This window comes from Methanocella sp. MCL-LM (assembly GCF_049676595.1).
Classification (GTDB): domain Archaea; phylum Halobacteriota; class Methanocellia; order Methanocellales; family Methanocellaceae; genus Methanocella_A.
The window spans coordinates 1,599,893-1,626,591 of sequence record NZ_CP187259.1; the positions used below are offsets into that span (position 1 = coordinate 1,599,893).

Annotated in this window: 33 protein-coding genes and 3 tRNA genes; 28 read left to right on the forward strand and 8 right to left on the reverse strand. The window is 52.1% G+C overall.

Going from position 1 to position 26,699, the window contains the following annotated elements; translation table 11 throughout:
* Nucleotides 1–855: 855 nt before the first annotated feature.
* Nucleotides 856–940: transfer RNA gene (locus tag ACPLPM_RS08145), tRNA-Leu, on the reverse strand.
* A gap of 176 nt (nt 941–1,116) precedes the next feature.
* Between ACPLPM_RS08145 and ACPLPM_RS08150 the strand changes: the two genes are divergently transcribed.
* From ACPLPM_RS08150 to ACPLPM_RS08215, 14 genes are all read left to right on the forward strand, one after another.
* Nucleotides 1,117–1,986, forward strand: coding sequence for a tyrosine-type recombinase/integrase (locus tag ACPLPM_RS08150; RefSeq protein WP_424359745.1), 870 nt, complete (start codon nt 1,117–1,119; stop codon nt 1,984–1,986).
* A gap of 563 nt (nt 1,987–2,549) precedes the next feature.
* A complete protein-coding gene (locus ACPLPM_RS08155; RefSeq protein WP_424359746.1) occupies nt 2,550–2,750 on the forward strand; it encodes a winged helix-turn-helix transcriptional regulator in 201 nt (66 codons plus the stop codon).
* A gap of 165 nt (nt 2,751–2,915) precedes the next feature.
* Nucleotides 2,916–3,155 carry a helix-turn-helix domain-containing protein gene (locus ACPLPM_RS08160; protein WP_424359747.1) on the forward strand — a complete coding sequence of 80 codons (240 nt, stop codon included), beginning with the start codon at nt 2,916–2,918 and terminating at the stop codon, nt 3,153–3,155.
* Nucleotides 3,152–3,448 carry a hypothetical protein gene (locus ACPLPM_RS08165; RefSeq protein ID WP_424359748.1) on the forward strand — a complete coding sequence of 99 codons (297 nt, stop codon included), beginning with the start codon at nt 3,152–3,154 and terminating at the stop codon, nt 3,446–3,448. Before ACPLPM_RS08160 ends, ACPLPM_RS08165 begins: the two co-directional genes overlap by 4 nt.
* Nucleotides 3,445–4,374, forward strand: a complete 930-nt coding sequence (locus ACPLPM_RS08170; protein WP_424359749.1) for a bifunctional DNA primase/polymerase — start codon at nt 3,445–3,447, stop codon at nt 4,372–4,374. Before ACPLPM_RS08165 ends, ACPLPM_RS08170 begins: the two co-directional genes overlap by 4 nt.
* Nucleotides 4,371–5,780, forward strand: coding sequence for an AAA family ATPase (locus tag ACPLPM_RS08175; RefSeq protein ID WP_424359750.1), 1,410 nt, complete (start codon nt 4,371–4,373; stop codon nt 5,778–5,780). Before ACPLPM_RS08170 ends, ACPLPM_RS08175 begins: the two co-directional genes overlap by 4 nt.
* Nucleotides 5,781–5,782: 2 nt before the next feature.
* The gene (locus tag ACPLPM_RS08180) at nt 5,783–6,001 is read left to right on the forward strand and encodes a hypothetical protein (RefSeq protein ID WP_424359751.1); all 219 of its coding nucleotides are present in this window, start codon (nt 5,783–5,785) and stop codon (nt 5,999–6,001) included.
* A gap of 269 nt (nt 6,002–6,270) precedes the next feature.
* Nucleotides 6,271–6,711 (forward strand): hypothetical protein, encoded by a 441-nt coding sequence (locus ACPLPM_RS08185; protein WP_424359752.1) that lies wholly within the window; start codon nt 6,271–6,273, stop codon nt 6,709–6,711.
* 1 nt (nt 6,712) lies between these two features.
* A complete protein-coding gene (locus tag ACPLPM_RS08190; RefSeq protein ID WP_424359753.1) occupies nt 6,713–7,009 on the forward strand; it encodes a hypothetical protein in 297 nt (98 codons plus the stop codon).
* 8 nt (nt 7,010–7,017) lie between these two features.
* Nucleotides 7,018–7,329, forward strand: coding sequence for a hypothetical protein (locus tag ACPLPM_RS08195; RefSeq protein ID WP_424359754.1), 312 nt, complete (start codon nt 7,018–7,020; stop codon nt 7,327–7,329).
* Nucleotides 7,330–7,351: 22 nt separating this feature from the next.
* Entirely contained in the window at nt 7,352–7,816 is a 465-nt protein-coding gene (locus ACPLPM_RS08200) for a hypothetical protein (protein ID WP_424359755.1), read from the forward strand.
* 26 nt (nt 7,817–7,842) lie between these two features.
* Nucleotides 7,843–9,567, forward strand: a complete 1,725-nt coding sequence (locus ACPLPM_RS08205) for a phage tail tape measure protein (protein ID WP_424359756.1) — start codon at nt 7,843–7,845, stop codon at nt 9,565–9,567.
* Between the two features lie 174 nt (nt 9,568–9,741).
* Nucleotides 9,742–10,914 carry a hypothetical protein gene (locus ACPLPM_RS08210; protein WP_424359757.1) on the forward strand — a complete coding sequence of 391 codons (1,173 nt, stop codon included), beginning with the start codon at nt 9,742–9,744 and terminating at the stop codon, nt 10,912–10,914.
* A gap of 236 nt (nt 10,915–11,150) precedes the next feature.
* Nucleotides 11,151–12,197 carry a hypothetical protein gene (locus ACPLPM_RS08215; RefSeq protein WP_424359758.1) on the forward strand — a complete coding sequence of 349 codons (1,047 nt, stop codon included), beginning with the start codon at nt 11,151–11,153 and terminating at the stop codon, nt 12,195–12,197.
* Between the two features lie 265 nt (nt 12,198–12,462).
* Here ACPLPM_RS08215 and ACPLPM_RS08220 read toward each other — a convergent pair whose 3' ends face one another.
* Nucleotides 12,463–12,690, reverse strand: coding sequence for a hypothetical protein (locus tag ACPLPM_RS08220; protein ID WP_424359759.1), 228 nt, complete (start codon nt 12,688–12,690; stop codon nt 12,463–12,465).
* 39 nt (nt 12,691–12,729) lie between these two features.
* On the reverse strand, nt 12,730–13,335 hold the full coding sequence (locus ACPLPM_RS08225; protein WP_424359760.1) for a hypothetical protein: 606 nt from the start codon (nt 13,333–13,335) through the stop codon (nt 12,730–12,732).
* Between the two features lie 241 nt (nt 13,336–13,576).
* On the opposite strand from ACPLPM_RS08225, the gene ACPLPM_RS08230 reads away from it, so the two are divergent.
* From ACPLPM_RS08230 to ACPLPM_RS08270, 9 genes are all read left to right on the forward strand, one after another.
* A complete protein-coding gene (locus ACPLPM_RS08230; protein ID WP_424359761.1) occupies nt 13,577–13,714 on the forward strand; it encodes a hypothetical protein in 138 nt (45 codons plus the stop codon).
* On the forward strand, nt 13,708–13,923 hold the full coding sequence (locus tag ACPLPM_RS08235) for a hypothetical protein (protein WP_424359762.1): 216 nt from the start codon (nt 13,708–13,710) through the stop codon (nt 13,921–13,923). Before ACPLPM_RS08230 ends, ACPLPM_RS08235 begins: the two co-directional genes overlap by 7 nt.
* 4 nt (nt 13,924–13,927) lie before the next feature.
* Nucleotides 13,928–14,200 carry a hypothetical protein gene (locus tag ACPLPM_RS08240; RefSeq protein WP_424359763.1) on the forward strand — a complete coding sequence of 91 codons (273 nt, stop codon included), beginning with the start codon at nt 13,928–13,930 and terminating at the stop codon, nt 14,198–14,200.
* Entirely contained in the window at nt 14,197–14,382 is a 186-nt protein-coding gene (locus ACPLPM_RS08245; protein ID WP_424359764.1) for a hypothetical protein, read from the forward strand. The genes ACPLPM_RS08240 and ACPLPM_RS08245 overlap by 4 nt, the downstream gene beginning before the upstream one ends.
* Nucleotides 14,379–14,660: a hypothetical protein gene (locus ACPLPM_RS08250; protein WP_424359765.1), complete on the forward strand. Its 282-nt coding sequence runs from the start codon at nt 14,379–14,381 to the stop codon at nt 14,658–14,660. Before ACPLPM_RS08245 ends, ACPLPM_RS08250 begins: the two co-directional genes overlap by 4 nt.
* Before the next feature lie 13 nt (nt 14,661–14,673).
* Nucleotides 14,674–14,745 (forward strand) — tRNA-Arg (locus ACPLPM_RS08255).
* Between the two features lie 26 nt (nt 14,746–14,771).
* Entirely contained in the window at nt 14,772–15,680 is a 909-nt protein-coding gene (locus ACPLPM_RS08260) for a tyrosine-type recombinase/integrase (RefSeq protein ID WP_424359766.1), read from the forward strand.
* A gap of 134 nt (nt 15,681–15,814) precedes the next feature.
* Nucleotides 15,815–16,693 carry a tyrosine-type recombinase/integrase gene (locus ACPLPM_RS08265; protein ID WP_424359767.1) on the forward strand — a complete coding sequence of 293 codons (879 nt, stop codon included), beginning with the start codon at nt 15,815–15,817 and terminating at the stop codon, nt 16,691–16,693.
* A 29-nt stretch (nt 16,694–16,722) separates the two neighbouring features.
* Entirely contained in the window at nt 16,723–17,763 is a 1,041-nt protein-coding gene (locus tag ACPLPM_RS08270) for a tyrosine-type recombinase/integrase (protein WP_424359768.1), read from the forward strand.
* Nucleotides 17,764–17,776: 13 nt separating this feature from the next.
* Here ACPLPM_RS08270 and ACPLPM_RS08275 read toward each other — a convergent pair whose 3' ends face one another.
* A complete protein-coding gene (locus ACPLPM_RS08275; protein ID WP_424359769.1) occupies nt 17,777–18,244 on the reverse strand; it encodes a hypothetical protein in 468 nt (155 codons plus the stop codon).
* Nucleotides 18,245–18,323: 79 nt separating this feature from the next.
* Between ACPLPM_RS08275 and ACPLPM_RS08280 the strand changes: the two genes are divergently transcribed.
* Nucleotides 18,324–18,608: a hypothetical protein gene (locus ACPLPM_RS08280; RefSeq protein ID WP_424359770.1), complete on the forward strand. Its 285-nt coding sequence runs from the start codon at nt 18,324–18,326 to the stop codon at nt 18,606–18,608.
* A gap of 185 nt (nt 18,609–18,793) precedes the next feature.
* On the opposite strand, the gene ACPLPM_RS08285 is transcribed toward ACPLPM_RS08280, so the two are convergent.
* Nucleotides 18,794–18,878: transfer RNA gene (locus tag ACPLPM_RS08285), tRNA-Leu, on the reverse strand.
* 113 nt (nt 18,879–18,991) lie between these two features.
* Nucleotides 18,992–20,173 carry a carboxypeptidase-like regulatory domain-containing protein gene (locus tag ACPLPM_RS08290; RefSeq protein ID WP_424359771.1) on the reverse strand — a complete coding sequence of 394 codons (1,182 nt, stop codon included), beginning with the start codon at nt 20,171–20,173 and terminating at the stop codon, nt 18,992–18,994.
* A gap of 339 nt (nt 20,174–20,512) precedes the next feature.
* Here ACPLPM_RS08290 and ACPLPM_RS08295 point away from each other — a divergent pair, with 339 nt between their 5' ends.
* On the forward strand, nt 20,513–21,706 hold the full coding sequence (locus tag ACPLPM_RS08295; RefSeq protein ID WP_424359772.1) for a redox-regulated ATPase YchF: 1,194 nt from the start codon (nt 20,513–20,515) through the stop codon (nt 21,704–21,706).
* A 49-nt stretch (nt 21,707–21,755) separates the two neighbouring features.
* Here ACPLPM_RS08295 and ACPLPM_RS08300 read toward each other — a convergent pair whose 3' ends face one another.
* A complete protein-coding gene (locus ACPLPM_RS08300; protein ID WP_424359773.1) occupies nt 21,756–22,139 on the reverse strand; it encodes a class II SORL domain-containing protein in 384 nt (127 codons plus the stop codon).
* 184 nt (nt 22,140–22,323) lie between these two features.
* Here ACPLPM_RS08300 and ACPLPM_RS08305 point away from each other — a divergent pair, with 184 nt between their 5' ends.
* Nucleotides 22,324–23,295: a carboxypeptidase regulatory-like domain-containing protein gene (locus ACPLPM_RS08305; protein WP_424359774.1), complete on the forward strand. Its 972-nt coding sequence runs from the start codon at nt 22,324–22,326 to the stop codon at nt 23,293–23,295.
* A gap of 11 nt (nt 23,296–23,306) precedes the next feature.
* On the opposite strand, the gene ACPLPM_RS08310 is transcribed toward ACPLPM_RS08305, so the two are convergent.
* Nucleotides 23,307–25,385, reverse strand: coding sequence for a double zinc ribbon domain-containing protein (locus ACPLPM_RS08310; protein ID WP_424359775.1), 2,079 nt, complete (start codon nt 25,383–25,385; stop codon nt 23,307–23,309).
* Between the two features lie 194 nt (nt 25,386–25,579).
* On the opposite strand from ACPLPM_RS08310, the gene ruvC reads away from it, so the two are divergent.
* Nucleotides 25,580–26,086, forward strand: coding sequence for a crossover junction endodeoxyribonuclease RuvC (gene ruvC, locus ACPLPM_RS08315; protein ID WP_424359776.1), 507 nt, complete (start codon nt 25,580–25,582; stop codon nt 26,084–26,086).
* Complete coding sequence (gene ruvA, locus ACPLPM_RS08320; RefSeq protein ID WP_424359777.1) at nt 26,064–26,663, forward strand: Holliday junction branch migration protein RuvA; 600 nt, start codon at nt 26,064–26,066, stop codon at nt 26,661–26,663. The genes ruvC and ruvA overlap by 23 nt, the downstream gene beginning before the upstream one ends.
* Nucleotides 26,664–26,699 lie beyond the last annotated feature (36 nt).

A 26,699-nucleotide genomic window follows, 5' to 3' on the forward strand; every position in this document is an offset into this window, starting at 1 on the left:
AAATATTGTTTTAAAGCTTAAAGGGCGTGATTGTACAGTTTCTCGCTCAGGTAAGAGAGACACTCATTACAAATTTTATACTGCTTCCCCCCGATGCTGATCAGTTTGCTAGCATGGGCAATACCCATATGATTACCCCTCACGATAGCACAGCACTCACAAAGATCACTCACTTTGAGATTATCATCTACCTTAGTCATACTCTGCAGGTCGGCGAGGGCCAGCTCCTTCGAACAGCTTCGACAAAGGCCAAAGTTACGGGGATCACCTGAGAGCACAGCATCAACCTTTATCCAACGGTCGCACCCACAACATACTCTGGTCACTGGATGCGCTACAGGTGTAAACGATTCAATCGTATACTGCGATAGGTTTGCTTTGATCTTTTCTTGTTTGGTAGCGTAAGATGCCGCCATTTTACTCTACCCCCTGTCTAAGCTCTTTCTCGTAGCCATCTAACAAGATTTCAATGATTCTGGCTGAACGATAGCTGGTTATTGGTAAGTTGTTTCAGCTCTACCAGTTGCCTATAAACGTTATCTGTAACGTTAATCGGATGGTATCCCTGTGCTATACGGTTATCAACGTAATTACTAAAAGTAATATTAGTCATATATATACATAGATATATGAAGGTCTTTATAAACAATGATCATTAGATAGAAATCCCAGGACAGGAATAGCTTTATAAACTCAAATGCCGATCATTTTTATGTAAGGTGAACAGGATAAACAGTGTACTGTTGACCATGAAAATAGCCAAATTTATTATCGGTTAGTATCTGAAAAGCATTGAAATTCAGTATATGCTATCAGGAAAGCAAGCATTTAAAAGCCAAATTATTAGAATTAGAGTGCAGGGGGCCGGATTCGAACCGGCGAACCCCTTCGAGACAGGACCCTGAATCCTGCGCCTTTGACCTGACTTGGCAACCCCTGCAAACGTTGGGTGCTTTGACGTCGTGCAATTCGCACTGTCACAGCGTAGCCTTATACGCAGTACATAGCCCGATTTTTACCCATCATAGCTGGCTCTGGTTTCTCTTCGCGGATGCCCTCGGGACGCCATGACAAAATCATGCGTCCGTGGTCCTGCGACCCAGAGGATTTGATACTATGACACGAACAAAGATCAACCTCGGGACTGTTGGAAAGCCCATTAAATTAGACCTTGAAACGTGCCTCTACAAGATGGAACAGGATATGCGGTATACCCGCGGGTCCTCGGATATCCACGTCCTGACGTCCCTGGGCAACGCCAGACGGCTCCTCACGCACTACCATGTGAAAGAGTTCAGCCAGGAAGAAGCAAGGCGCCTATGGCGGGATATGGAAGCTCGGGGCCTAAGCAGGAACACGATCAGGCACTACATGCTCGCATACGAGGAGATGGCCCGGGCGAACGGCGTACCCTTGAAGGTGGATAAGCCTGTCCGGGAGCGACGGCCTGCGGACTTCCTATCGGCTCCGGAGGTCCGGGCGCTCATCGACTCGGCTGGTAATGTCCGGGACCGGGCGATCCTCAGTGTGTTGGCTTACTGTGGCGTTCGTAACGGTGAACTCTGCAGGCTCGACACGGGGGATATCGACTGGATTAACCGCATGATGATCATCCGGAAGGCCAAGAACAAGCGGCCCCGACAAGTAGTGATTAAGCGGGAGTGTATGGCAGCCCTCGAAGCCTGGATAAAGATACGCCCCGACCTGAAGACCACGGCGCTATTTATGAATAAGTACGGCGCCCGGCTGACCAAGGACCGACTGTGTATCATCGTCCGGGAGGCTGGGAGACGAGCCGGCATAGAAAGACGGGTACATCCTCACATGCTCCGGCATACCTGCGGGACTAGGATGATCGGCACTGGTATGAGCACCAGGGACACAGCGGACCAGCTGGGCTTTTCGAGTCTGGCAATGCTCGATGTGTACGTGCATAACGATTCCCGGGAGCTCAGGGAGAAGATCGACAAGATGTTTTATTATTAAGGTGGCTTGTGGCCATCATATTTTTTCGATTACCTTCACTGCGGTTGTGTCTTGGTCGCCGAAAATCTCGGTTAATAGGGGTGGCGCTTTCCTACCAAGCGAAAGTAATATATAGGCTTGTAAACCTATAATTAAGTAGTTAATATACATTAATGTGATAATGTATTAATCGAGGAGAGCCGTTGTCCATCTGACAAGCCGGCAACCCGTAAACGAGCCGTCCGAGACACTCGTTTACAAATGAAAGGCACAAATAGAAGAGACCCGTTCGCCCTTCAAACAACCCGGCGCCTTGTAAATGACTCTGCGATATTGGCACGACCCGGATACCTGTAATCGACTCGCCATAAAGCCTTTGGTACTCGCTTACATATAAAAAACACGCCACTCGTACCGACAATTAATAAATGCAACTCATTTACCCATAATAGCCACTTGTAGATTTACTACGTCAGAAGTGACGTGGGAATGCGGCAGTTCCTGGAAACCCCAAGGAATATAACACTCTCTTTCAAGCATAGCGGAAGTTATGTAACTTGAATGAAAGTGTTATACTAAGCGAATTGGGATTAGATCAGAAAGACAAGCTGATTAGAAAGACTGTTCTGGAAACACCGGGCATCCGCCCGAGCGAGATTTCAAAGACCACTGGTATCAATCTTTGTACGATACGTTATCGTCTGCAAGATCTTGCGCTCAGAGGTTTCGTCAAATTTGAAAAGTCTCGGCAATGTGTACGAGTATACCCTTGTCGCGGGGGTTAATATGATACCCGTCGATTTAAAACAAGTGAGTGTAACGTCCCCGCTGGCGGGCGAGGACGTTGCGAGCACAGGGCTGAACTCGGGTACGCGAACCTTTGTTGTTCATCATTTCGCTCCTGTGCAGATAAATATGTCGAATTTTGAATATCTCGGGAGCGATTCCGTATGCGCCGACTCGGTAAACTAACTAATAAAGTGTACCGGCGCTTATGCCGCGATGGTCCATTGACCTACCACGAGATCGCCCGACGTACCCATGTCAAACCAGCGACAGCATACGCAGCCGTGCAAACCCTTAAAAGAAGGGGCATGGTGAAGGTCCTCCGTCTTCTCTTCGTGAGTGAGAGGTGCAGGCGTGGAGGCCGACATGTAGCGAAGGCAGTTTTTTCGGAGGTACATAGATGAGCGCTGAAGTCAGTCCGACGCCCCGTCGAATAAGCCGCAGGGAGATACGCGAATACCTCGAAGCAAAGGGTAATCTGTCCGTATTCGAGGCTGCAGCCGCTCTTGGTGTTGACCCGCGGGTAGTCGTTAAGCATGATCTCGATGCCCTGGAACTACAAGGCATCGTCGATATTGTATATACCTTGGATCCGGCGGGGAAGATCGATGACACCCTCACGAGGATTTTCTATATAGGGCCCGGAGAGCCAACTGACTATAGAGCTGCGAAGAAGGCAAAGGGGCGGTCGTGTTGAACAACCTAGACATCATCGCAAGGATGGCGATCAACGGCTGGCCGATGATCCCACTGCTGCCAGGTCAGAAGCAGACCTATGCAGCTTGGGGCAGCCACGTGGACGCGTACAACTTCAATGCGTTGTTCGCCGGTCAGCCGGTCGACTGTAACGCCGGTATAATCACCGGGAATACTGTGGCAGTGGTCGACTTTGACAACCATGGACCAGAACCTAACGGGCTCACGGCGTATCGACGTATCGAGGCAGCAGCACCTGCAGTCTTCCATGATGCTATCGTCGAGATGACACCCTCCGGCGGAGTGCACGCTTACTATACAGGCCTGCGAGGAATGAGCCCTTACACAGTGAGTATGACTGTCGACGGCGTTCCTGTAGCCGTGGAAGTTCTGACCGGTCGGAAACCTTCTTACTGTTGGCCCACGGTCACGGACAAGGGTGGCTACCAGGTGGTCACAAAGCGTAACTTCCTGAACACCCGGCCCGAGGATCTGCCAGGGCTGCCGGGCATCTTCCACAAGCAGAAGGAACCAGAGCAGCCGAGGGTACAGAAGCAAGCAGCGCCTAAAACTTGGGCGCTGGCGGACGGTCTTCACAACGTTGATGCTGACGCTGTAGTCGACGGCCTCGTAGAATCCTACCTGCGAGGTGCTGTCGTAGGCGAGCGGCATAAGCACGCCCAGGCGCTCGCCCGGGCCCTGGCGGGTCATGACATCCTCGGCGAAGGCGATGTCCGCCGGGGCGTCGAAGCGTTCTTCAATCGGTGTGGCCGGTCGCCGAACAAGGGCGAAGTGGATGGCATCGTGAAGTATGCAGTGAAGCACCCGGACAACGAACCTCCGACACCCTGGACGAGGGTACATGAGGCAAGGAGATCCCGTATTCTGAGCTTGTTCAGGAAGCAAACCGGCGGTGCTCAAGCTTGATCGGTAAACTATCTCAAGAACAGGCTGGAGCTCTGAAATCGATACTGGACACGAAGGACTCGGGCATCGGCTCGTTCAACATCGTATTGAAACTGAAAGCCGAAGAACAGCATAAACCAGCCGTCGAGGCGCTTCGATTCGAGAACACCAACACGCTGATCTCCGCTATAAAGAATGGCGGCGACGTGACCGATACAGTCCTGTCGACTCTCGGCGAACTAGAGGACTTCGTGAAGGACTGCCTGAAGACGATGGCGTCCGACCCTAAGAATCTGTCCGGAGAATACGCTGGCATATTCGAAGGCACCCGGGATCTGCAGAAGTGGATACAGCGTGTCCGCTTCGTAGCGGTGGACACGTGGAAGAAGTACACCCTCGCAGACGCACTGGCGGACCGTCCGGAAATCGAGTACGCTGCGAAGGGTATAATCAGCCTGTCAAGTCTGTCGGTCGTCTACGGGCACCCGAGCAGCTACAAAAGCTTCCTCATGCAGGACCTCGCCGTCAGCATAGCCGAGGGTGAGCACTGGCTTCCCCCGGAGCAGCCGACATTCAACGGCAGGCCGGCAGACATGAGCGATATCGAGCCGATCGAAACCACACAGTACCCTGTCCTATGGGTTGACCAGGATCAGGGTACCCGGCGCACCCTCGACAGGTTCGCCATGCTCGCCAGAGGCCACGACGTAACTCCTTGGGATGCAAAGCTATACTTTTACAGCATGCCGGACCCGGGCCTCGATGCTACCAGCAGGGAGCATATGGACGCCCTCGAATACCGTATCAGGGACTGTGGTGCCAAGGTGGTATTCATCGACTGCCTGCTCACAGTAAGCGGCGGCGTGGACGAAAACTCGACCGAGATCGGCGGTGTCCTATACAGCTTCCGGAGGCTCGCAGAGAGTACCGGGACGGCCGTGGTCCTCATTCACCATGCCCGGAAGACTACGAGCAATGATACACGGGCCGGCGACAGTCTGCGTGGATCCTCGGCGATCGAGGGTGCCCTCGACCTGGCACTTAAGATACACCGAGAATCCCCGGACGCTAAGACTGTAACGATCGCCTCGACGAAGACCAGGGACGTCGACGTAATCCCCATGACGGCCAAGTTCGTCGCCTTCAACGACCACAACGGGAAGCCTGCAGCAAGGTTCTACCGTGTCGACCCGGAGGCAGCACAGCAGGCAACAGATCGCAGCCTCGAGCTCGCAATCTATGAAGTGCTGCGGCTCAACCCGGACATTGTTCAGAAACGCCTCGTCGAACTTGCCCGGGCACGAGCCAGGGACAACAAACGGAACGAAAAGTACGTTATCGCACTTCTGGACGAGCTGGCCAGCAAGGGGAAGATCTCCGTCAGCCGTGGTAAGAACAACTCGAAGATTTACAGGCTGGTGGATTAAGCATGAATTCCAAACCAAATAAACCACTTGGTGAAAATAACCAATTCCAAACCGAACAGGCAAGCACTAACCGGTTTGGAAGTTTGGAAAAGCTTGGAATTGCTCAATTCCGCACCGCCGTGCAAAGTCGGTTTGGAAGCTTGGAACGGGTACTATATACCCGTCCAATTCCAAGCCAGCACCTTCCAAACCCCGCTGAGAATAATGGAGGCCAGATATGAGCAAGCCCTGCAGCATTTGCGAGCATCCAAAGCGGACACAAATCGAGACAGAAATAATCAACGGGACACCGTACCGCTCAATCGCAGAATGGTACAACGTCGGCAGAAGTGCGATCAGCCGCCACAAGAACGAAGGCCACCTGAACACGGCACTCGTAAAGGCAGCGGACCCGGCAGTCATTGCCGAGGATGCGACCCTTCAGGACCAGCTGCGAGACATCCACGCTCGGACCTTGCGGATCCTCCAGGATGCCGAGTCATCGGGTGATGTGAAGGTTGCCCTAGTAGCTATCCGGGAGTGCCGAAGTAACCTGGAATTCCTGGCGAAGCTCGAGCTCCTCCTCAGCGAGCGTGCAGCTGCCCGGCAGGAGCAGGAGGATCGCAACATCGTCTTCACCTATCCGGACGACACGGTCGAGGCGGAGGCGGTTAAAGTGCTGCGCCGGCGTGGTTACATAGTCTCGCGGCCAGGCGGCATCTTCCAGTACCCGGGTGATGCCAACCTTTCTGACAAGCTGGTCGGGGACCTGGACAAGCTTTGCCGCGGGTACATCGAGCAGCTGGAGCAAGGGGAGCGCGTGGATCTCAGCGGTAAAAGTACGGCCGAGAGGGTCGGATACCTCCTGGCGTTGGTCAGTGGTGCGAGTTTAGTTTTACCATCGGACGGCCGCAACAAATCGAACGATAATCTGGTCGTCGGAGGCGATTAATTTGGCGAAGCTCGGAAAGCGTGACGTCCAGGGTGTGCGGGACTGGAAGTCTATAGACCTGGAGATCGTGAACAAAAACTTCGCAGGCCTCCGGAAGATCATCGACTACTGCCTCAGTGTCGTTGAAGACGAGAAAGCCACGACCCGGGAAAGAGTAGATGCAGCAAGGGAGGCCCGAGAAGCGATCATCTTCCAGCTCGAGGAACAACAGCGCGTCCTGAACGATAAGGGCGGACGTAAGAAGAAGGAGAAGCCGGAAGCGGAGACCGGTGACTTTTCCGCAGGTATGTACAGTTAGGGATGGATATGTCGAAGATTACACTTGAAGACCTGCAGGAGCGGGTCGAAAAACTATCGAAGAAGAACCCTCTGGACTTCCGGTCGGAAGACTGCCACGAAGCCAACAATATACAATACGCGTGCCTTGGCATCGTCGAGGATTGCGACAGGCCCTGCCCGGACCGCATCAAGGCGGCGGAGATCGCTGTCCAAGCGATCGAGTTGAAGGCCTCGGCAATAATGGAGCATGCCCGGAAGCTGGAGCAGCTAAATATCGAGGAACAGTACGACCCCGTCACCGTCAGGTGTCGCGGCCGAATCGTGGAACACGCAGCATAAACAGTAAGGGGATGGAATAAAAGTGGACATGACCAAGCTGACGCCCGAGCTTCAAAGGGCGATCGTAGAGAAGATGAAAATTCTCAAGGTTGAGGGTAAAGAATCCCTCGGCCTGCGCGCAGCTAGAAGCCTCGGAGTACCCGAGCACCTATACCAAGAGTGGATGAACCGGGGCACCGTGTTAAAGTTCTGGGACCCGTACTCCCGGTTTTACATGGCGGTGATGACCGAGGAGATCGAAGCCGATATCAAGGCTATCGAGGACCTGATCAGACGGGCGCACAATGGAGATGAGACGGCGATACGTCTTGCCTACGAGGAAGCCCCGGGAATGATCCAGGAGGTCGACCGGCTCATTAGCATGCAGAAGACGATCAAATACTTCGGGCTCCCCGGCCGGAAGATCGCCAGGACACCCGCCATTAAGCGTGCTTGCGAACTACGTGAAAGTCTCGTTGAGTGGACGAAGGCACCGATGAGGGGATGAGCACCGTGACGGATGAGAAAACTATTATGGTGCGTATCCGTGCGGATATCAAGGACCTGCAGACCAAACTCAATGATGCCGGGGAATCGTTGGAGAAGAACGAGAAGGCCGCCGAGAAGAGTGGGAAAGGGTTGCAGTACCTCAGCGAGAAGGCGACCCTTGGGGCTGCGGCAATCGGCGGTGTGAGTGTTGGCGCGTTACTTCTGATTGAGAGGTCCAAGGCTCTCGACGGTGTGCTCTCCAAGTCGGCTATTACGATGGGCGTAGAGACTAAAGAGCTCCGTAAGCTCGTAATGGAGATGAGCGACGCGACGACGAGTAGCGACGAAGCCGCCGCGGCAATCGACGCACTCTCCCGGGCCGGCGTCAAGAACACGGCGGACATGAAGACCTCGGCGAAGGCAATGCTAACCCTCGGAGATGCCACCGGCGTAGCTGCAGACGAGCTCGTACTCGGATTATCTCCGGCGTTCAAAGCCTTCAACATACCGTTGACGGATACCGAGAAGCACATGGATACCGTGAACTACCTGATCAGGAACACCACGTATACCTTCGGCGAGTTCTCGGGCACGATGGAGAAGCTGGCTCCGAAGACTGCCACCCTGGGCTTATCTTTCGAAGATACAGCGACGCTCCTGAAAATCCTGAGCGACCGCGGCCTTGATAGTAAGCAGGCTATCCAGGCAATTGATCAGGCGATCGAGACGGCGGTACCGAACATCGAAGAATTGTCAAAGGCTGCCGACAAGGCAGCGAAGGATAATGCTGCCCTTGCGGTAGATATTGACTTCGCGGAGAGGAAGCTTGGCATTCTCGAGGACCGTATGAAGTCGGCTAAGAATCCCACTGCTGAAATGGCTCTGGCCATCGATGAGCAGAAGCAGAAGATCTCCGACCTCAAAGAAAAGTACGATGAGAACAACGCCGTTATCGAGACATATAAAACCAAGACAGGTGATGCGAAAATCAGCACCGAAGACCTGTATACTGTTCTTGGTATCACGAGGGAGGAAGCGGATAAATATCAGGCGAGCATGAACAACGCCGCCGGCGCTACCGAGAGACAAGCCAAGGCGGCGAACGATGCGAAAGGCCCGACCGCCGACTTGAAGAGCAATATTGATAAGCTTTCCTTGTCTGCCGGCGAAGCACTCGACCCATTTGATAGTATGTTTGTCATAGCGCGGGACTTGTCTGGAGTATTCCTCGGCATCATTGCGTTGAAAGGTCCTCTTACCGAGGCACTAAAGCTTATCGGAGTTACTGGGGCTGCATCTGCGGCGGCCGTAGCAACAGAACTCACCGCGGCTTATGGGGTCCTCCAGTTGCTTAACGAAGGAAAATCCGCGTTTGATAAGGGTGTGGGCTTGGAGTGGCTTGCATCGGACACCCGCGGCGGGGGACAGATAACCAACGAGTGGGACCCCTCATACAAACCGAATACTAGCGAAAGATTTGTGGATAAGTATCTCGCCGAGTCACCCCCTACGAACACGATGAGCGGCACCAACAGGGCAATTCCGGGCAGAGCAGCGGGCGGTCCCGTCAATGCCGGCGAACCCTACATTGTAGGCGAGCGTGGCCAGGAACTCTTCATACCCTCATCGAACGGCACCATCATCCCCAACGCCCTGAACAACAGTGGCGGCAAGCAGGAGATCACTATCACGGTGCCAGTATACCTTGATACCAACGAGATTGGCAGAGCTTTAGTTCGCCATATTCATGTCAATGGTGTAAGGTATTAAAACGGCACGTACGACGGCCCGGGTGCTGGTGAGAGATTCAACAATTAGGGGATGGTGTGAGAGCATCCCCGGCTTATTTTAACTCGGTGGATATGTGTTATCATAGATCGAAATCGATATAATACAATCAAATCATACGATTAATATTCAACCGGTTTAAATGGACGTGATCTTATGGTAGCACCGTATCAACCCCAACCATTGCTTAATAAGAGTTTTTTTCAGAACTTGCTAGGCAAACAGAACCCGCGGAACGGTCTGATTGAGATAAATAACCTGCTATCGAGAGTCGAGGATATCCAGGAGATCAACAAGGATGATTTTGAAAAGATTAATTCCATACATGGGATTGATGTCTTCAAGAAATATCCCGCTGACCTCGAACTATTCTATAAGCTGTACCTGTCCCACGCATTGATCGACAGGAAGATCGACGCAGCAGAACTATCTAACTTGAGCCATCTGAAGACGGTACTAGAAATAAAAGACGTCGAACACATCCACACTCAACTTGTCAATGTAAAACTGATCGAAGAAGTGGATAAAGCGCTTGTGGACAAGAAGCTCGATCCAGAGGAAATAGCTTATTTGGATAGGCTTATCGATGATCTTGGGGTATCAAAGGATACCGCAGAACGACTTATAAGCGATAAAGTAAGGGGCATTCTAGAACCGATTATAAAGAAGCAGATTGCGGATAGGCAGATAACGCCTCAGGAAAAGAAAGAGCTCGAAGAAGCGGTTAAAGACCTTAATATTAAAGTCGGGCTTGACGATACCTCGGAGAAATTATATAATAAATATCGGCTAGCTTGGCTTAATAGTTCCAGAAAACAAGATATCTATAATAAAGGCTGGACAGAACTAATGAAAGAGAATACAGCCACAACAGTATCTCAAATATCCTGGGTCACAGACCATCAGAAAGAACTCTTAATCTATAATCTAATCGACGGTTACAACCAGAGCTTAAGCACCGCCAAGCTGCGAGACCGCATACTCTGTTTCATAGATATGGACAAGACTGCCGCGAAGACGTTTGCCGAAACCATCTATCGGGATATCAACAACCGCACGTATCTTTCGATATATCGGGCGCAGGGGGCTAGTTATGTCAGGTTCAAAGCATCAAAGAAAGACCTGGAATGGGGACCGTGCAGATCTCTCGACGGCCTCGTATGGGATATCAATAGCACGGAGATAGTTGTGCCTCCGATTCGCCCGGGTTGTACTTGCAGATTAGAATTCTACCGCCAACCCAGGGCATATTGCCCTATTGTTGACAATGAAATAATTAAAAATTACCTGGAGTTTCACGATACCTATTGGCGGACTAAACCAGAATAGGTTTAATTAAACGAATTGACGGGAGGCGCAGGGACCTCTCGAGCTTATTTCCCTTGTTTCTTCAAAGTTCGCATACACATCTCCTGCTCGATCAAGAAAAACCCCTGAAGAGCAAAAAAATATTTTTACTGTGCTCTTGGTCGAAATTAATATAGTCATAATAAGTATTACTATTATAATAATACCAATCACAATATATACAGGAGCATGCCATAATTCTACGGGGTGTATCAGACATGGGGTCGGAGGATAAAACCCTTGTCATATATATAAAAAATAAAAACGAGAAGGATTCGGATAAACCGGTGCCTGTATCCTATGTAGCTGAGACATATCTATGGATCCAGAACTTATTATGTCACATAACTGATGATATTGAAGATAACCCCACCAGGGAAGGCGGCTGTTTCCCTTCTACCGTAAAAGAACAATGCGAACTTGTTATTCAAGATTTCAAGATAGGTAGCGCAATCTCTACGGTTGCTTTATCCCAGTCTCAAACATCATTACCGGGCACAAAAACCGTTGGCGAAATTGCTATGGAGAGGGCTCATAAAATCCTTGCCGCAATATCGCATGACAAACAAGCGAATGACGTGATTGAGACAGAGATCAAAAACTCGAACCGTCGCGGTAAAGTGTTAAAAGAGATGGAGAAGCATTGGCCTGGAAAAAACAGCACCGTTGATATCAAATTAAAATTCGGTACATCTGGGTTTATTTACCTTTATCCTGAACGAAAGACCTTGATCCAATCCATGACCTACTCGGAGCCGATTAGTTACGAGAAAGTTTTCAGAGGGCGTCTTGATACGATCAGCGTAGACAGTAAGAGGAGAATACACTTGGACACCCCGGACGGAAAGATAACCTGCAAATATGAACCGGAGCTGGAATCTACAATAATTGGGTATACAGGCAAGTTTGTCCAAGTTCATGGGATGATGACCGAGGAGAACAATATTAAGTTGCTGCACATTTCCAACGAGAAGTCTATTATGATGTTAGAGACAATGCCCATGGAGTACGTCCTAATAAATAGCAAGATGAGGATTTTTAAGGAACCGCTGCCCGTGAGCATATGCTATGAGAATGAGCGGTATGTAGCCTCTGATGATAAGCTTGGATTACTAGTCACGGCTGTTACAATGGTGGAGGTCTTTAAAGGTTTGGGGGAAGAACTTGAAATGTTGTGGAACGCATATGTTATGGTGAGTAAAGACGGCATGAGCAAAGATGCGCTTTTACTCCGCACCGATCTTGTTTCCTTATTCAAGGAGTGAACAGCGTTGAAGCAAAGAAAAGTCAGAGATATTGATAAGGCGCTGATCAAGAAAGGATTCCATAAGACAAATTCACATCACTCTCTTTATATTCTCTATGTTGATGGGGTACAGACCAGTATCCGCACATTCATTAGTAATGGGGCAAAAGAATATGATGGATACCTTCTAGGTAAGATGAAGAATCAATTAGGCTTCAACAGTCAATCTGATTTCGAGAAGCTACTTGATTGTCCCATGGGTCACGAAGAGTATGTGACAATTCTTAGACGCGATCATAAAATCGAAGCTTAATTTTTAGATTTTTCTCCAGTTCTTGAATCCTCATCTCCTGCTCGATCAGGATATTCATAATCGTGGCCTCGGTGTGGTTCGGATGGTTGACCAGAGTCTCTTCACGCCGGCCGGCGAGCTCAAACAAGAGGTAGTTAAATACTTCCCAACGTTTCTTGTCCAATGTCTGGCGGTAGTCTTCGAACTTCTTGGCGATCATCCTCATATGCAATTCCAACTCGTATCGAAACGGAATCCATCACTTTGATATTGGAGAATCGTCCAAATTTTTAAATTTTCCAATCATATTTAACCAGGTTTCCAATGCCGCATCTCTCATCTTGTCCCAAGACTCTTGACTATGGGGGATTTCTTCTGGATCAATACCAATCCTAACCATAAAACGATCGCCTTCTAATTGTCCCCCATTAGTGTAAGAAAGAACAGCGCCTCGATCATAACTCACATATTCTGGTGGGTCGCCTGGATTTCTTGTCCTGTGTTTTCCTCGTGCCACATGGCCAAAGTGTGCTTCTTCAAACCCATTCTTTAAGAGAAAATCTATCAACTGCGTATGTTCTCCAAGCGGAAGGTAAAACGCGATATATGAGGAATAGGGTGGCGAATGCAGTAGCTTAACTCCGCGGTTTATCTTTTGTTTATTATCCGGATTTTTTCGGCTCTTATGACCCTCGCAGCAAGCGTATGTCTCATACCCGAGAACCTTATTCATTATGTGTACCGACTCTACCATAGCCGCATCAACGATCGAATAATCTCCTCTTACAGTTTCGGGACTCTCGGTGTATCTCGCAAATGGATCTTGCGGGTAGTCTCGTTTTAATCTGATTGTCTTAGGGATCATGGGGAACTCTGATTATTTCTTCGCCTGGACCTTCTCGATCGTGACTTTAACATAGTCGCCTTTCTCTAATCCTTCAAGGTCCCAGGCGGTTTTGTCTATCACGATTCTGTGCTTCACGTCATCTTTCACTTGGGTAGTAAACGTCTGTGTCATATTTTCCCACTTTGTACCACAACCATTATATAGATTGCTATCTAAGTGGTATTTAGTGGAACATAGTACCACATATGGGTGAGTAAAGATGCACAGCAAGACAAATTACCAGGTGTTGATCGGCCCCTCGGGTGAGCAGATCATAAGAAGCACAGCATCAAACTGCAAGACCGTCATTGACATCAACCAGAAAACCGGCATCGTCACGATCGGTAGGAGGTGGTAAACACGGCAAACGACAGACCGGTCATCACAAAACAAGTCTCTTTTGATTTCGACTTATGCGACCTAATCGCAACTGCAACCCCTGCGGAGACAGCATCCTGCTACGAGGGCAGGGAGGGCGAGCTCGTCCAGGCAATCCGCAACCGGGTAGGAGACGAACAGTTCCGTATCATCATGGCAAAGCTCGGCTACATCCGGAAGGAGGCCTGAGACTATGGCACTAGCGCCAATGTACCTCATCATCGCAGATGCGAAGCGGCAGCGCGCCTATAAAGTAACCCCGGTGGTCCGGGAGCGCATGTGGGTTAACAAAGAGCGTCTCATCGAATCCTCTGTGAAACTAACAGCTGCAGGATACTCGGCCGTCGACCTCGACGAAGTCTTACGGCACGAAGCCGAAGAAACCGCTGTCGTCCTCCGGGTCGACGGCGACAACGGCGCCGCCTCGCTTCCGGGCTTTGAGAAGGACGCCGAGGAGCTGCTATGAGCAATGATACCTGTACTGAGTGCGGCCGGACCATCCCGGCCAGCTCCAGGAATTACACCCGTGGCGACAGGGTCCTCTGCTACGCTTGCGCCGCCCAGGAAGCAGACGAGCGGGGTACGGCCTCGGAGGTCCTGGCAGAAGAGCAGAGCGAGCAGAGGATCACCCGGGAGATGAGAAGATGAGCGTCCCGTCACAGTTGACCACGGAGCAGCTTATCAGCGAGCTCATGCGGCGCCAGCAGAAGCCGCAGGCACCTGTGGAGATTGTCGTCCGGCATCTGCGGCAGCAGGACCACGAGTTCAAAGACTCGATCACCATCGGCACTCCCGGACGCGGCGGCGAGGTCAAGATCTACTTTGACAGCGGCGCCGCTGAGGAAGAGATCAACCGCAGGATAGACTCTGCGTTCCGGGCGCGTGGCTATGCTCAGCTGAAGCTCAGCGAGTCCAGCCTCATCTAAAAACGTTTATTTTGCCCCTGTGAGATAGCTGGATAGTCCCGAGCCTTCGAAGCTCGAGGTCCGGGTTCAAGTCCCGGCGGGGGCGCTTACCTCATTAGGAGCATCTTACTTATGGAACTGACAGCGACACAGCAAAGGGTCCTCGACGACCTCATGAACTTTTGTCATTTCGAGAAAAGATTCAGCACTGCAACATGCTCATGGGTCTTCAAGCTCACGCGTGCCATGATGCGAAAGTATAAAGTAAAGGCTCCCTCCCGGGATCTCGCTCGTATGCTTGAAACAGACCTCATGCGCAATGGGCGGAAGTCCAGCACAGTCACAAAGTACCTGCAAGCTTTGGAGTACTGGCATGAATCCCTTGGCTCCCCGGGCGGGCCCTTGAAGCTCCAGAAGCCGAAGAAGACACAGCACCGGGTCGAATACCTCAAAGAAAGTGAAGTCCTATCGGTACTAAATGCCTGCGCCCTCGGCCCGTCGCCCGAGCGGGACCTCGCGATAATCATGGTTCTGGCAACTACCGGGCTGCGGAACAAGGAACTTTGCAACCTTGATATCAACGATGTGGATATTGAGCAGCGGCTTTTAATGGTCCGCGATCGAGGGGCGGGCATAAAGAACTATCAGGAAGATACGGTCGTGATGACGGTCGAGTGTACGCAGGTCCTGGCTGAATATCTCCGGGTGCGCCCGCAGAGCGACAGCAGGGCCTTGTTCTTGACGACGAACCAGAATACACGGCTCAATAATTGTCGCTTCACGACCAGCGGTTTACTCGGTATGGTATCAAGGACAGGGCGCCGTGCGGGATTGAAGCGCAAGGTATGGCCTCATCTCTTCCGCCACACGGTGGGCACGCTCATGGCCAGCAAAGGGATAAATCTTGCTCTGGTTCAAAGGCAACTCCGACATAAGAACATCAACAGCACGATGATCTATATCACCGCCAGCGAGGAGATCCTCCGACAGAATCTCGACCAACACTTCGGCTACACAAAGACGACCTCTCAGACAGTATAAAAGTGACCACCATGACCGGAAAAATCTATTCTAAACGCTGTGAAAAGTTCCCCCAAGCCTTTGAAACCCATATTCTGGGTTCGACTCTTGGCAGAGACGCCATTACTAAATAACAGTACTGGAGTATGCCATCTATGAACGATTCCCTATCCCTTCCTTCCCCCACCAGTAAAACCGAAGATGAAATTACCCGGGCGTTGAATCGCCTGGAAGAGTATTGCTTTTATGAGCGCCGTCTGAACTATAGCAATACCAAGACGATCGTGTCCACGGCCCGTGCAATGTTCCGGAAGTATGGAGTCTTCGAGCCATCGAAGAGCACGGCAATCAAAATCGAATCAGATTGCCGGGAGCGGGGCCTTACTCCCGAGACGATAAAGCAGCGCCTCTACACGATCGAGTGCATCGCTGGGAGCATGGGCATAGAGTTGAAGCTGCGGAAGCCTCGCAAGGTTCACCGGCGCGTCAGGTACCTGACCAGGACGGAAGCACGCCGACTCATAGCAGGGGCATGTAACAACCGGGACCGAGCAATCATCATGACCCTGCTCTACACTGGCATAAGAAGCAAGGAACTGATCAATATAGACGTGAACGACGTCGACCTCGAGAACCGCACTATCTATGTTCACGACCCGGAGATCGGCGGCAAAAACCACTACGAGCGCGATGTGGCTATCCCCGAGAAGCTCATTGAATCTCTGCAGGCTTGGCTCAACGAGAGGCCGGACCACGAGAGCAAGGCGCTGTTCGTTACTCAGGATGGCCGGCGGCTTATCCGGGATAGACTTTACAACATCGTGAAGGATGCAGGAAAGCGAGCCAGGATAGATCAACCGGTATCCCCTCACTTGTTGCGGCATACCCTCGCCACGTCGATGTGCGAGTCCAACCTCAACATAACCATTGTACAGCGTCAGCTCGGCCATCGGGATATCAAGTCTACACTGATTTATGCTCATGTGGATACTTCGATGGTGCGGAAGGTCATGAATGAGTCTTTCGAATACTGATACTGTATTAGGATCCGAAGGTCATCACAATGTTGAATAACCGATTTTATGAAAGCAACGCCCGGTACAACTTCGAAAGGTGCCTGCAGAAACACTCCGAGGATCTTACTCCGGGCGAGGTAGGGCTTATCCGGAGATACATCGTGGAAGCGCAGGCTACCCGGCATATCACGGATACGCGGGCCCGGAAGATTGGCTTTACCCTGGTAGGATGGCGCCGATACATCGACGTACCCTTTGACCAGGTGACGATCTCGGACATCTATCGAGGCATAGCCAACATGAAGGCCGGCATGTCCGAGAAGGGCACGGCATTAAAGCCCAACACTCAGCGAGACTTTATCAAGATACTGAAACCTTTCCTATTGTGGATGGTCGACGAGAATATCATCGACCTTCCGGAGAAGAAGATCAAGGCGATCAAGGCTCCTACGGCTGACGCACAGACCGTTACTCCTGAAGAGCTCCTGACGCCGGCCGAGGTGGGGGGTATGATCGATGTTACGCTATCCCACCGGGACCGGGCACTTGTCTGTACGCTCTACGAGTCAGGAGTCCGTATCGGAGAGCTCGCCCGGCTGACCTGGCAGGACATCGCCTTTGATGAGCACGGGGCGCGCATGTACATCAATGACACGAAGACCAAGAAACGTCGGTACAGCAGATTAATCGGCAGCGCCGGACCCCTGCAAGCCCTGAAGAACAGCACACCAGACCTGCGAAGCGACAGCTTCGTTTTCCTCACAGAGAACGGTGAACCGATGGCCTATATTACGGTCGTGAAGATCCTCCGTAGAATAGCAAAGCGGGCAGGTATCACGAAGGAGATCAGGCCACACCTGTTCAGGCATACGCGTATCACTCACATGATTCAGCAGAACTACCAGGAGAGCATCATCAAGCAATCCCTGTGGGGCAACCTGTCAACGCAACAGTTTAAAACCTACGTGTCCCTATCCGAGACGGATATTGATAATGAGTTCTTAAAGCGAGCGGCTATCCGTAACAGTGTCGAGCATAAAATAAAAGAGGGGCCCGGTCGCACTTTAATCTCATCAGCCCGGCCTTGAACCCCCGATTTTATTATTTTACCGAGATCGTCCAGTCCCCATCAGCATCAACCGATATGAGATATACCCCGCTCTTGCTGACTCCAATGGCTTTCGATCCATCAAATTCGCCAATCTCGTTAACGAGGTACTCCTCAGTGTTGCCTTTAGAGTCGACTAAATGCACGATAAAGTTGGATTCTCCATTATGATTTAGTTTAAAGGTGGTCAACCCTTGCTTAAGATAAAAGAACTCGGAGGCTTGAGGGCCGGTACCAGACATTGATATCGGGACTTGTTGCGCGGTGGTCGGTCTCGGTTGATCAATGTCTACTGTCCAAGGGCCATCTGCATCAATATCCAGCAAGTAGTAACCTGCCTTCGTGGTGCCGATGACTACCGAACCATCATAATCGCCGATCTCGTTAGCCAGATACTCTTCTGTCTTTCCTTGATCATTAAGCATATGGACGATAAAATTTGAGTTGCCATTATGCTTCATATTAAAAATAACCAGTCCTTTCTCCAAATAAAACTTATCAGAGGCTTGTTGTCCGTTGCCTGATAGTGATATTGCGGGGATGGGGGTAGCTGTCGGCTTTGCGGTTGGTACCGGGGTAGGCGCCTTTGTGGATACACCCGTTGGCGCCGCAGGAACTTTAACAACTGATGGTTGTGTGTATCCTGAGCTCGAATCGCCACTCGCTGAGGTATGGCAGCAACACCCCGCTGTAAGGGCTACTAATGTCACGATTGCAATACTAAGTAATGCAGATTTAAAATATTTCAATAAAATACCCTCCCATTATTATTTTACTTACTATGCAACCGGTTGTATATATAAACTTCATATCAATAATGAATAGTCAGTTTGCACTTCAATAAATAATTAACCGATTAATATTATTATCCCATAAGCGAATCTTCTTCTTGGGACGCAAGACCACACAGGTAATAGCGACCATGAAATAAACCAGAAAGTAACCCTCGTTACAGTGGGACGCATGACCCACTTTAACAAGGAAAATTGGTAAAAATCGCCTAATAGAAGTGCAGGGGGCCGGATTCGAACCGGCGAACCCCTTCGAGACAGGACCCTGAATCCTGCGCCTTTGACCTGACTTGGCAACCCCTGCAAACGTTGGGTGCTTTGACGTCGTGCAATTCGCACTGTCACAGCGTAGCCTTATACGCAGTACATAGTATTTAAATCTTTTTAGACACCAGAAAATAAGCGCCTATAAAGGTATCAAAGGTTGCGCCTGAATACCCGGATAATCCAGATAAGGGCAAGGATATCGACGAGCACGATTGCGGCTACGGCGACAGTACTATCAAGCTTTGCCGCAGGCACCTCGGGAAGCTTAAGCCCCGGCAGGGCGCCCTGGTTTGTGTTTAAGCCTGCGATAGTAATGTTATACACCCTGTTTTCGCCCGGGTTGACAGACACTGTATTGTCGTACTCGAAACCGGCTCCTTTCATGTTCACGTTCAGGACACCGAAGGATACTTCAGCCGCATAATAGCCCGACATATCAGTAGGGACTGTGGTATTCACCGTATCCCCTGTGATGGTGATCATCTTATCCGCCAGCGGGTTGCCTGCGCCGTCCCGCACGTAGCCGGAGAGGTATTCTTTAATTTCCGGCGTCTGGGTCGGCACCGGGGTGACTACGGGGCCGATCATGATCTTTCTCAGGTCCTCGTTGAACTGGTCAGCCGTCAGAGATGTTCTATTCTTGAAAGACTGGTTGATATTGCCACAGTCACCGAAATCGGTGAGGATGTTGACCAGCGTGCGGTTACCGTATGTATTCCCGACGTGCTCGACGAGCAGAAATGACTGTGCTTTTACTGCCATGGACTCCGGGGAGTTCTCGTTGTATACAGTCATGTTGGCGTAGGCTCTTTCCAGTTCCGGCAGGGTCATCCATTTGCCGGTCCTGGCGTTCTCCGCAGCCTGAGCTCGCTGGTCGTCAGTGATATGCGATGCCACGTAGGCGGCGAGGCCATCCTGGAACCATTCGGGCGGGCTGTGGTAGGTCTCCGGGATAGTCCGCTCCATGATCCTTGCCAGATGATACGTGAGGATCTGCCGGTAGTTTGGTACGAGTGCGGGAGACTTGATGGCGACGATGCCCCTGGGGCCGTCGTGGAAGTTACACGCGGTCGCTTCCTCCGGGATGTCTCCGATACCCGTGATCAGCCTGTACTCGTTGTAGCTGTCGGCGACCACCAGTGTGGTCCTGTTGTGGTGCCCCGGGAAGAACGAGTTCACCGTGGCATATGCAGCCAGCGATTCGTCCAGTGTCGCAGTCACGGGCACTTTTCCCTCAGGATTATACTTTAAGTAGAACTGGTCCGTCGTTAAGGTGGTCAGATAACCCCCGAGAGGGGGTAATGTCGACCCTGCTCCGGCTACTCCGGCCATAAGCAATACTAATGCACAAATAAACACAAGTCGGGTAGCTCTCACAGGGATCGCGTCTACTATAAGTCCTAACTCTTTATATTCTTTATCTAATCATCGAGCAATCGCTTGCCGGCTATTCCTCAAGTGCAGCGCTATACGTCGGCACGGTTTGCAGGACCCTTCGGCTCTTCTAACCGAAATGATAAATAAGCTTCAGGCAGCATATCTTATTCGACAATAATAGTCCTTTGTGAAAGGTTTCATACTGTCGGGCAGTGGCCACAGCATAGCTGTGGCCACGACCTGCCAGACAGTATAATACCTTTCAAGAATGACTATAAACAGAAGTTGCTTACTATGACCATACTCATCGCGCTGGCCGGAAAGCCTAACGCGGGGAAGTCGTCGTTCTTCAAGTCGGCCACGCTGGCCGATGTGGAGATCGCCAACTACCCCTTCACCACGATCAAGCCCAATCACGGTGTCTCTTACGTGCGGGCAAAATGCCCATCGGTGGAAATGAAAGTCGAATGTACCAAGTGCCAGGATGGCGAGCGCTTTATCGCCGTGGAGCTGCTGGACGTGGCAGGCCTGGTGCCTGATGCGTACAAGGGCAAAGGTCTTGGCAACAAGTTCCTGGACGACATGCGCCAGGCTGAAGCTGTCATTCACGTCATCGACGCTTCCGGCGGCACCGACATGGAAGGTAACGTGGTCCCTATCGGCTCTCACGACCCCCTGGAGGACGTCAAGTTCCTGGAAAACGAGATCACTATGTGGATGTACGGTATCCTCAGCAACAACTGGATGAAGCTGGCGAAAAAGTCGGGCTCCGGCGGCGCCCGGGTGGAGGACGTCGTTGCCGAGCAGTTCGCCGGCCTGGGTATCACCGACCTCATGGCAAGGCAGGCCATCCACGAGATCGGGCTCGATAACAAGGCTATCGTCAACTGGGACGAGCAGGATATGATCGGGCTGTCCGAGTCGCTCCGCAAGGTGAGCAAACCTATGATCATCGCCGCAAACAAGGCAGACATAGCACCTCCCGCCAACATCGAGAAGCTGAAGGGCCTGGAAAAGGGGGGCTATAAGGTAGTCTCGTGCAGCGCAGGCATCGAGCTGGCTCTGCGTAACGCGGCTAAGAACAACTATATCGAGTACCTGCCCGGGGATAAGGACTTCAAGATCAAGGATCCAGCAAAGCTGAGCGCCCCGCAGAAGGCTGCGCTGGAAAAGATGCGGGAGTTCATCGTGAAAAACGGCGGCACCGGCATCCAGCAGTGCCTGAACACTGTCGTCTACAGCCTGCTCGACTTTATTACTGTCTACCCTGTCGAGGACGAGACCCACTTCACTAACAAGGACGGCGTAGCGTTCCCGGACGCGTTCCTGATTAAGAAGGGCTCGACTGCAAAGGACCTCGCCTACCGGGTGCATACCCAGATCGGCGACTCTTTCCTGTTCGCGGTCAACGCCAGGACCAAGATGAGGCTGGGAGAAAAGCACGAGCTGGCTGACAACGACATCATTAAGATCGTGTCTACCAAGTAAACCTGCAACAAATTTCATATGGGGGCTTACGCCCCCGGTTATGTATCTTTTACTGGACTCTTACCTGCTTCTTGTTTTCCCATATGCCGTGCAGGTTGCACGATTCTCTAGCTATCAGCATTGTGTCCTGATCGACGGATATCCTGAACGTCACTCTCGGAAACGAGTACTTCGGCTGCATGTACGCACGGGTAGTGCCTAAGTCGCCGCGATTCAGGTCTATCCACTCGATAAAGTGGGCCAGCTCGCTGGGGTGATCGATCCCCACGCCGATGTTGACTGTCACATCAAACGGCTTACCTGCCTCTACTACGTCGGGGCACTCGATTCTCGGCCAGTGTTTCTTCTCCAGGTCGCTCATGTTCTCCGGGTTCTTCGGGTAGTTGATCTGCTTGAAAAGGTCGTCTGTCTTTCCGGCTTCGGCTCTCATCATGCGCATCACCGTGCTGCTAAGGCTTATCCCATGCCTGGTTAAGCCCCGGCCATCAACTAGTTGACCGGGGGATATAAATATCGTCCTGATAAAATTGTCGTTCCCTTTCCCGGATTCTCGTGGAATGCGCAGTGCTATGCGGAGAGGAAAATATTTAGGCATGGGTCTCTATCAATTGCATTGTATGTCCCGATACGGTCTAATCTCTATCCTGCTGGCTATCTTCCTGGCAATGCTGGTAGTCCCGGTGGTGGGCATGGCCCAGAACGCTACTTCTACAAATCTTACTGAACCCGGTACCGCTCTGGTCAACGTTTCCCCGGTTGTCCCTGTATCGTGCAGCACCGGTATTTCCATTGCTGATGCCACTGATATCAACTACTCGGCCTACTCTGAGATCTATGGCACCTCGCCTCACGTATCGGTCATCACCGCGCAGCTATACCTCAATGGTAAGCCGTACAACCGCTCCAACATCCCTATCACTTTCACCTCTGACAACGACTCTGTCGCAGTGCTGGAGTCCCTGGACCGGACCCGGCCGAGCGACGAGCACGGGCAGGCGAAAATCCTGCTCATTTCCAACAACACAGTCGGCATGGTGAACATCACTGCCAGCTCTAAGATCTCGTACAGCCACGAAATTAAAGACACCTGCTCTGTATGGGTCGTAGGTTGGGGCACTGTCTCGGGTTTCGTTACTGACAAGAACAAAAATGGTGTACCAAACGCAAAAGTCACCTTGTGGGTCTGGAATGGCACCAGTAATGTGGGTGTCCTCCGTGCTCCTGATAATCCTCAGCTGACCAACGATGGCAGTACTGCGGCCATAGGCACTTACACGTACTCCCGGGTGCCCAAGGGTACCTATAACCTGACTGCGGAGAAGGACGGCCACGTCTACTTTGCCATGGTATACATGAACGTTGGCACCTACACTGCCAATGTAGCGTTCCCGGACTACGTGTACCCGGCGCTAATCACCCCGACCCCGACCCCTGAGCCTGTCATAACTCCGGTTCCTTCGGAGGCCCCGACTACTGTGCCGACTGCGGCTTCTTCGTCCGGCCTGACCATACCTGGCATGGGGGCGATGCTAACCGTACTGGCACTCGTGGCATCGCTGGGAATCGCTGCGATAGCGCTGAAAAAATAAGCTTTTTCTTTCTATAGTATGTCCGGCTGCTTTGCCGCTGCCGGGCCTTTTACCAGCCTGGCACCGCACCTGACGCACGTGCCGGTATCTTTGGCGTTGATCTGGCTGCAGCGGGGGCATCTGACCTTCAGCGACTTGAGGTCGGTCCCGCATTTCAGGCAATACTGCTGGTCTCCGGTGATCTTCTCCCCGCAGGACGGGCACTGTGTGGGTTCGGCTGCAACATTTTCCACATTTTGCTGCGAATCGGCAACGCTGGCCTGTACGGCATCAGCTTTTACAGTCTGGTTCTCGGTCTGCTGGGCTGCGGCTGCTGCCTGCGGGCGCTGCTGCACCATTTTACTGATGTCTCTCGGCGTCCGGTTTAGCGGCTTGATGTGGGGCTTAATAGAAACCTTGGCCTGGGGCTGCTGCTGTTTCTTGTTCTGGTCCAGCGTCCTGAACTTCACGGCGGAAATGCGGACGCCTTCCGGTATGATCGGGGACTTAATAGCCCTGGGCGTGAATACTGGCGCTTTCTCCTGAACGTCGGGGGAGTCAGCCGTACTGCTCTGGGCCGGGAGCTCCGGGGCTTCGGCGGCTTTTTCGGGAACTACTTCCGCAGCCGGCGCTTCTGCCGTCATTTCCTCGACCGGGGCTGACAGTTCCGCCACGGCCGGTTCCAGTGGCATTTCCGGCTTAGAGCTTACCGGTACACTGCTGTCCGGTTCATCGGCGATCTCTATCGTAGCATTGGCGATTTCGTTGTGATCGGTATTCTCTTCGGCGACAGCTGTCGTATTCTCAGCCATTTCCGACATCGCCCCGGTTGCACCGGGTACTTCGACGTCAGCGGCAGCTATTTCAACTTCAGGTATATGCTGGTGCGTCATGGGCTCTGCCGCGGCTTCCTGATCTACAGGCCCGGTTTCGCCGTCCTGCAGTTCGCCCTGCTGGTCTTTGTGCAGGTGCTTCATGCCCAGCGAGTCCAGCAGGCTTTCGGCCGATTCCGAGAAGTCCATTTTCACCTTGGCGACCATGTCCCGCAGTTCGGCCTCTTCTTTCGAGATCTTTTCCTCTGCGGGCTTTTCTTCGCGATCGCTATCAGCGCTGCCGGTGATGACTCCCGCTATCTCCGAAAAGTCATCTATGATCTTGTCCATTGCCTCGCTGTCGTCGTGATCGTGAGATCCGGCCCTGCCTTTGGGCGTGCCGTTGTCCTGCGCCTTTCCGTTCCGCATGTCCGACTTTCGGGCGAAGTTGGCCGCCAGCGACAGCAGGCGGTTATCAATACGGCTATCGCCATTCTGGCTTTTCTCCCTGACCGAGGCTTTCTTCCTCATGATGTCTGCCAGGCCGCCTGTCGAATCAAATTTCTGCTGTGGTGTGTTATCAGGTTCCTGCGGGGGCGCCCGGTTTTGCGTGATGGCCTGGTAAGCCTCCGCCGCAGCGCTTTTCACTTCTGCGTCGGGGTAGAACGTGGATATGTGCAGCAGCGTCTTTTCTGCCTCTGCCATGTACTCGGGGTGAGTCCGGGCGAGTTTAGTGATAATCCTCGCCGCATAAACTCTGGTCGAGTTGTTAATACTGCCCAGCTCTCTGGTCAGGAGGGCGGCGTACGGCTCGAAAAACTCGGGCCTGTAACCGGCGGCTTTCATGAGCACTTCGTAGGAGATCGATGCTGTGGTGCCGCTGGCTTCCTCGAGGAACAGGAGCATCGCAGGGATAAATACCGCAGACCTGTCGATGTCGCCGGCGACTCTCTCCCGGGCGTAGCCCGAGATACCTTCGATCAGGATTTTATTCGAAACTGCTGACTTATCTTCCACGAGGGTGAGCACCCTGTTATCCAGGGCGTTTTCTATATCCTCCGCCATGGGCATGAACAGCAGCATAGATTTGAGTGCGTATCCCGCCGCAGTCAAATTTGTAGAATTCATGGCGATGTCGAGGACAGCCCAGGAAACCCGCTGTAGCTCCTCCGGCTCCGCTATCTCGGCAACGGCTACCTTTAGCTCGCTGATCGCGACATCGTCGCACTTGCCTGAAGCAATCTTATCGACGATAATATCTGCTTTCTTGCGGGGTGCCTTCCTGGGATAGAACCTCATGCGTGATCACGGTCTTCCGGCATGACAGCAAACATTATGTTCATTGACGCCTCATCGAAGATTAGGATGAACCACCATTCTGGGCTGTCATACCCGGATATAGAGTGTATTATCGCTCAATACGATAATATATTTGCCGGTAGAGCGTCAATCTACGATAAATATGAGCATCAATTATTGATTTTTAGATAAATATGAGAATACTTGGAATTGACCCTGGCTTTGCACTGGTGGGATTTGGCATTGTCGAGGTCGGAAAAAACGGCCTGAAGGCGGGCAAATACGGGCACATCTCCACGGAAAGTGGTGTCCCGGTCCCTGATCGCCTAAAGATTTTATACGATGACATGAGTACAGTAATAGCAGAGTACAAGCCCGATGTCGTTGCAGTCGAGGAGTTATTTTTCAACAAGAACGTCAAGACTGCCATCGTAGCCAGCCATGCCCGGGGCGTACTGGTCCTGGCCGCGGTGAACGCGGGGCTGGAAGTGGCAGAATATACTCCCCTGCAGGTAAAGCAGGCTGTGGTGGGCTACGGCAGAGCCAGCAAACAGCAGGTGCAGATAATGGTGACCAAACTGCTGGGGCTGAAGGATATCCCCAAGCCGGACGATACTGCCGATGCGCTGGCGGTAGCCATATGCCACGCGAACTCCGCGAGGATGGAGAACATTCGAAATGATAGCACACATCGAAGGTAAAATCGACGCCAAATCCGAAGAAGTCGTAGTTATCGAGGCGGGCGGCATAGGCTACGAAGTCCACGTGCCGACGCCGGTCATAGATCAGCTCCCGGCAGAAGGAGAGCTCTGCAAGCTCTACGTGCACTCGAACTTCCGGGAAGAGGATGGGACGTCTCTCTACGGGTTCGCAACAGTGCAGGACCGGGACTTCTTCCGGCTGCTACTAACCGTATCGGGCATCGGGCCGAAAGTAGGCCTCGGTATCATGTCGGGCGCCACTGTGGAAGAGATCGCAGAGGCCATCGTGACCGAAGACCTGAAAACCCTCACCCGCATGAACGGCGTGGGGAAGAAGACCGCCCAGCGGCTAGTGCTGGAGCTGAAGGATAAAGTGGCGAAGCTTCGCATCATGCACCACGCCAAGAAGCAGGTCAAGGGCGACACGACTTCCACCGACGCAGTGGATGCTCTTGTGGCGCTGGGATACAGCAGGCAGGCGGCCTCGGATGCCGTTGCCAAAGCAAGAGAGAACTTTGCAGCACCGCCGCTGGTAAACGAGCTGGTCGTAGCCTCGCTGAGGTATGCGGCTAAATAGCCGTGCGACAAAAAACTGACTGAGCCAGATTTGGGT

Excerpts from the sequence above, each read along its gene's own strand:
- ACPLPM_RS08150 (WP_424359745.1), top strand. The coding sequence starts at position 1,117 with ATGACACGAACAAAGATCAACCTCGGGACTGTTGGAAAGCCCATTAAA.
- ACPLPM_RS08250 (WP_424359765.1), top strand. The coding sequence starts at position 14,379 with ATGAGCGTCCCGTCACAGTTGACCACGGAGCAGCTTATCAGCGAGCTC.
- ACPLPM_RS08225 (WP_424359760.1), bottom strand. The coding sequence starts at position 13,335 with ATGATCCCTAAGACAATCAGATTAAAACGAGACTACCCGCAAGATCCA.
- ACPLPM_RS08220 (WP_424359759.1), bottom strand. The coding sequence starts at position 12,690 with ATGATCGCCAAGAAGTTCGAAGACTACCGCCAGACATTGGACAAGAAA.
- ACPLPM_RS08275 (WP_424359769.1), bottom strand. The coding sequence starts at position 18,244 with ATGAAGCATAATGGCAACTCAAATTTTATCGTCCATATGCTTAATGAT.
- ACPLPM_RS08210 (WP_424359757.1), top strand. The coding sequence starts at position 9,742 with ATGGTAGCACCGTATCAACCCCAACCATTGCTTAATAAGAGTTTTTTT.
- ruvA (WP_424359777.1), top strand. The coding sequence starts at position 26,064 with ATGATAGCACACATCGAAGGTAAAATCGACGCCAAATCCGAAGAAGTC.
- ACPLPM_RS08195 (WP_424359754.1), top strand. The coding sequence starts at position 7,018 with ATGTCGAAGATTACACTTGAAGACCTGCAGGAGCGGGTCGAAAAACTA.
- ACPLPM_RS08270 (WP_424359768.1), top strand. The coding sequence starts at position 16,723 with ATGTTGAATAACCGATTTTATGAAAGCAACGCCCGGTACAACTTCGAA.
- ACPLPM_RS08265 (WP_424359767.1), top strand. The coding sequence starts at position 15,815 with ATGAACGATTCCCTATCCCTTCCTTCCCCCACCAGTAAAACCGAAGAT.
- ACPLPM_RS08240 (WP_424359763.1), top strand. The coding sequence starts at position 13,928 with ATGGCACTAGCGCCAATGTACCTCATCATCGCAGATGCGAAGCGGCAG.
- ACPLPM_RS08310 (WP_424359775.1), bottom strand. The coding sequence starts at position 25,385 with ATGAGGTTCTATCCCAGGAAGGCACCCCGCAAGAAAGCAGATATTATC.
- ACPLPM_RS08160 (WP_424359747.1), top strand. The coding sequence starts at position 2,916 with ATGCGCCGACTCGGTAAACTAACTAATAAAGTGTACCGGCGCTTATGC.
- ACPLPM_RS08295 (WP_424359772.1), top strand. The coding sequence starts at position 20,513 with ATGACCATACTCATCGCGCTGGCCGGAAAGCCTAACGCGGGGAAGTCG.
- ACPLPM_RS08215 (WP_424359758.1), top strand. The coding sequence starts at position 11,151 with ATGGGGTCGGAGGATAAAACCCTTGTCATATATATAAAAAATAAAAAC.
- ACPLPM_RS08290 (WP_424359771.1), bottom strand. The coding sequence starts at position 20,173 with ATGGCCGGAGTAGCCGGAGCAGGGTCGACATTACCCCCTCTCGGGGGT.
- ACPLPM_RS08245 (WP_424359764.1), top strand. The coding sequence starts at position 14,197 with ATGAGCAATGATACCTGTACTGAGTGCGGCCGGACCATCCCGGCCAGC.
- ACPLPM_RS08165 (WP_424359748.1), top strand. The coding sequence starts at position 3,152 with ATGAGCGCTGAAGTCAGTCCGACGCCCCGTCGAATAAGCCGCAGGGAG.
- ruvC (WP_424359776.1), top strand. The coding sequence starts at position 25,580 with ATGAGAATACTTGGAATTGACCCTGGCTTTGCACTGGTGGGATTTGGC.
- ACPLPM_RS08230 (WP_424359761.1), top strand. The coding sequence starts at position 13,577 with ATGCACAGCAAGACAAATTACCAGGTGTTGATCGGCCCCTCGGGTGAG.
- ACPLPM_RS08280 (WP_424359770.1), top strand. The coding sequence starts at position 18,324 with ATGGGGGTAGCTGTCGGCTTTGCGGTTGGTACCGGGGTAGGCGCCTTT.
- ACPLPM_RS08180 (WP_424359751.1), top strand. The coding sequence starts at position 5,783 with ATGAATTCCAAACCAAATAAACCACTTGGTGAAAATAACCAATTCCAA.
- ACPLPM_RS08300 (WP_424359773.1), bottom strand. The coding sequence starts at position 22,139 with ATGATGAGAGCCGAAGCCGGAAAGACAGACGACCTTTTCAAGCAGATC.
- ACPLPM_RS08205 (WP_424359756.1), top strand. The coding sequence starts at position 7,843 with ATGGTGCGTATCCGTGCGGATATCAAGGACCTGCAGACCAAACTCAAT.
- ACPLPM_RS08305 (WP_424359774.1), top strand. The coding sequence starts at position 22,324 with ATGTCCCGATACGGTCTAATCTCTATCCTGCTGGCTATCTTCCTGGCA.
- ACPLPM_RS08260 (WP_424359766.1), top strand. The coding sequence starts at position 14,772 with ATGGAACTGACAGCGACACAGCAAAGGGTCCTCGACGACCTCATGAAC.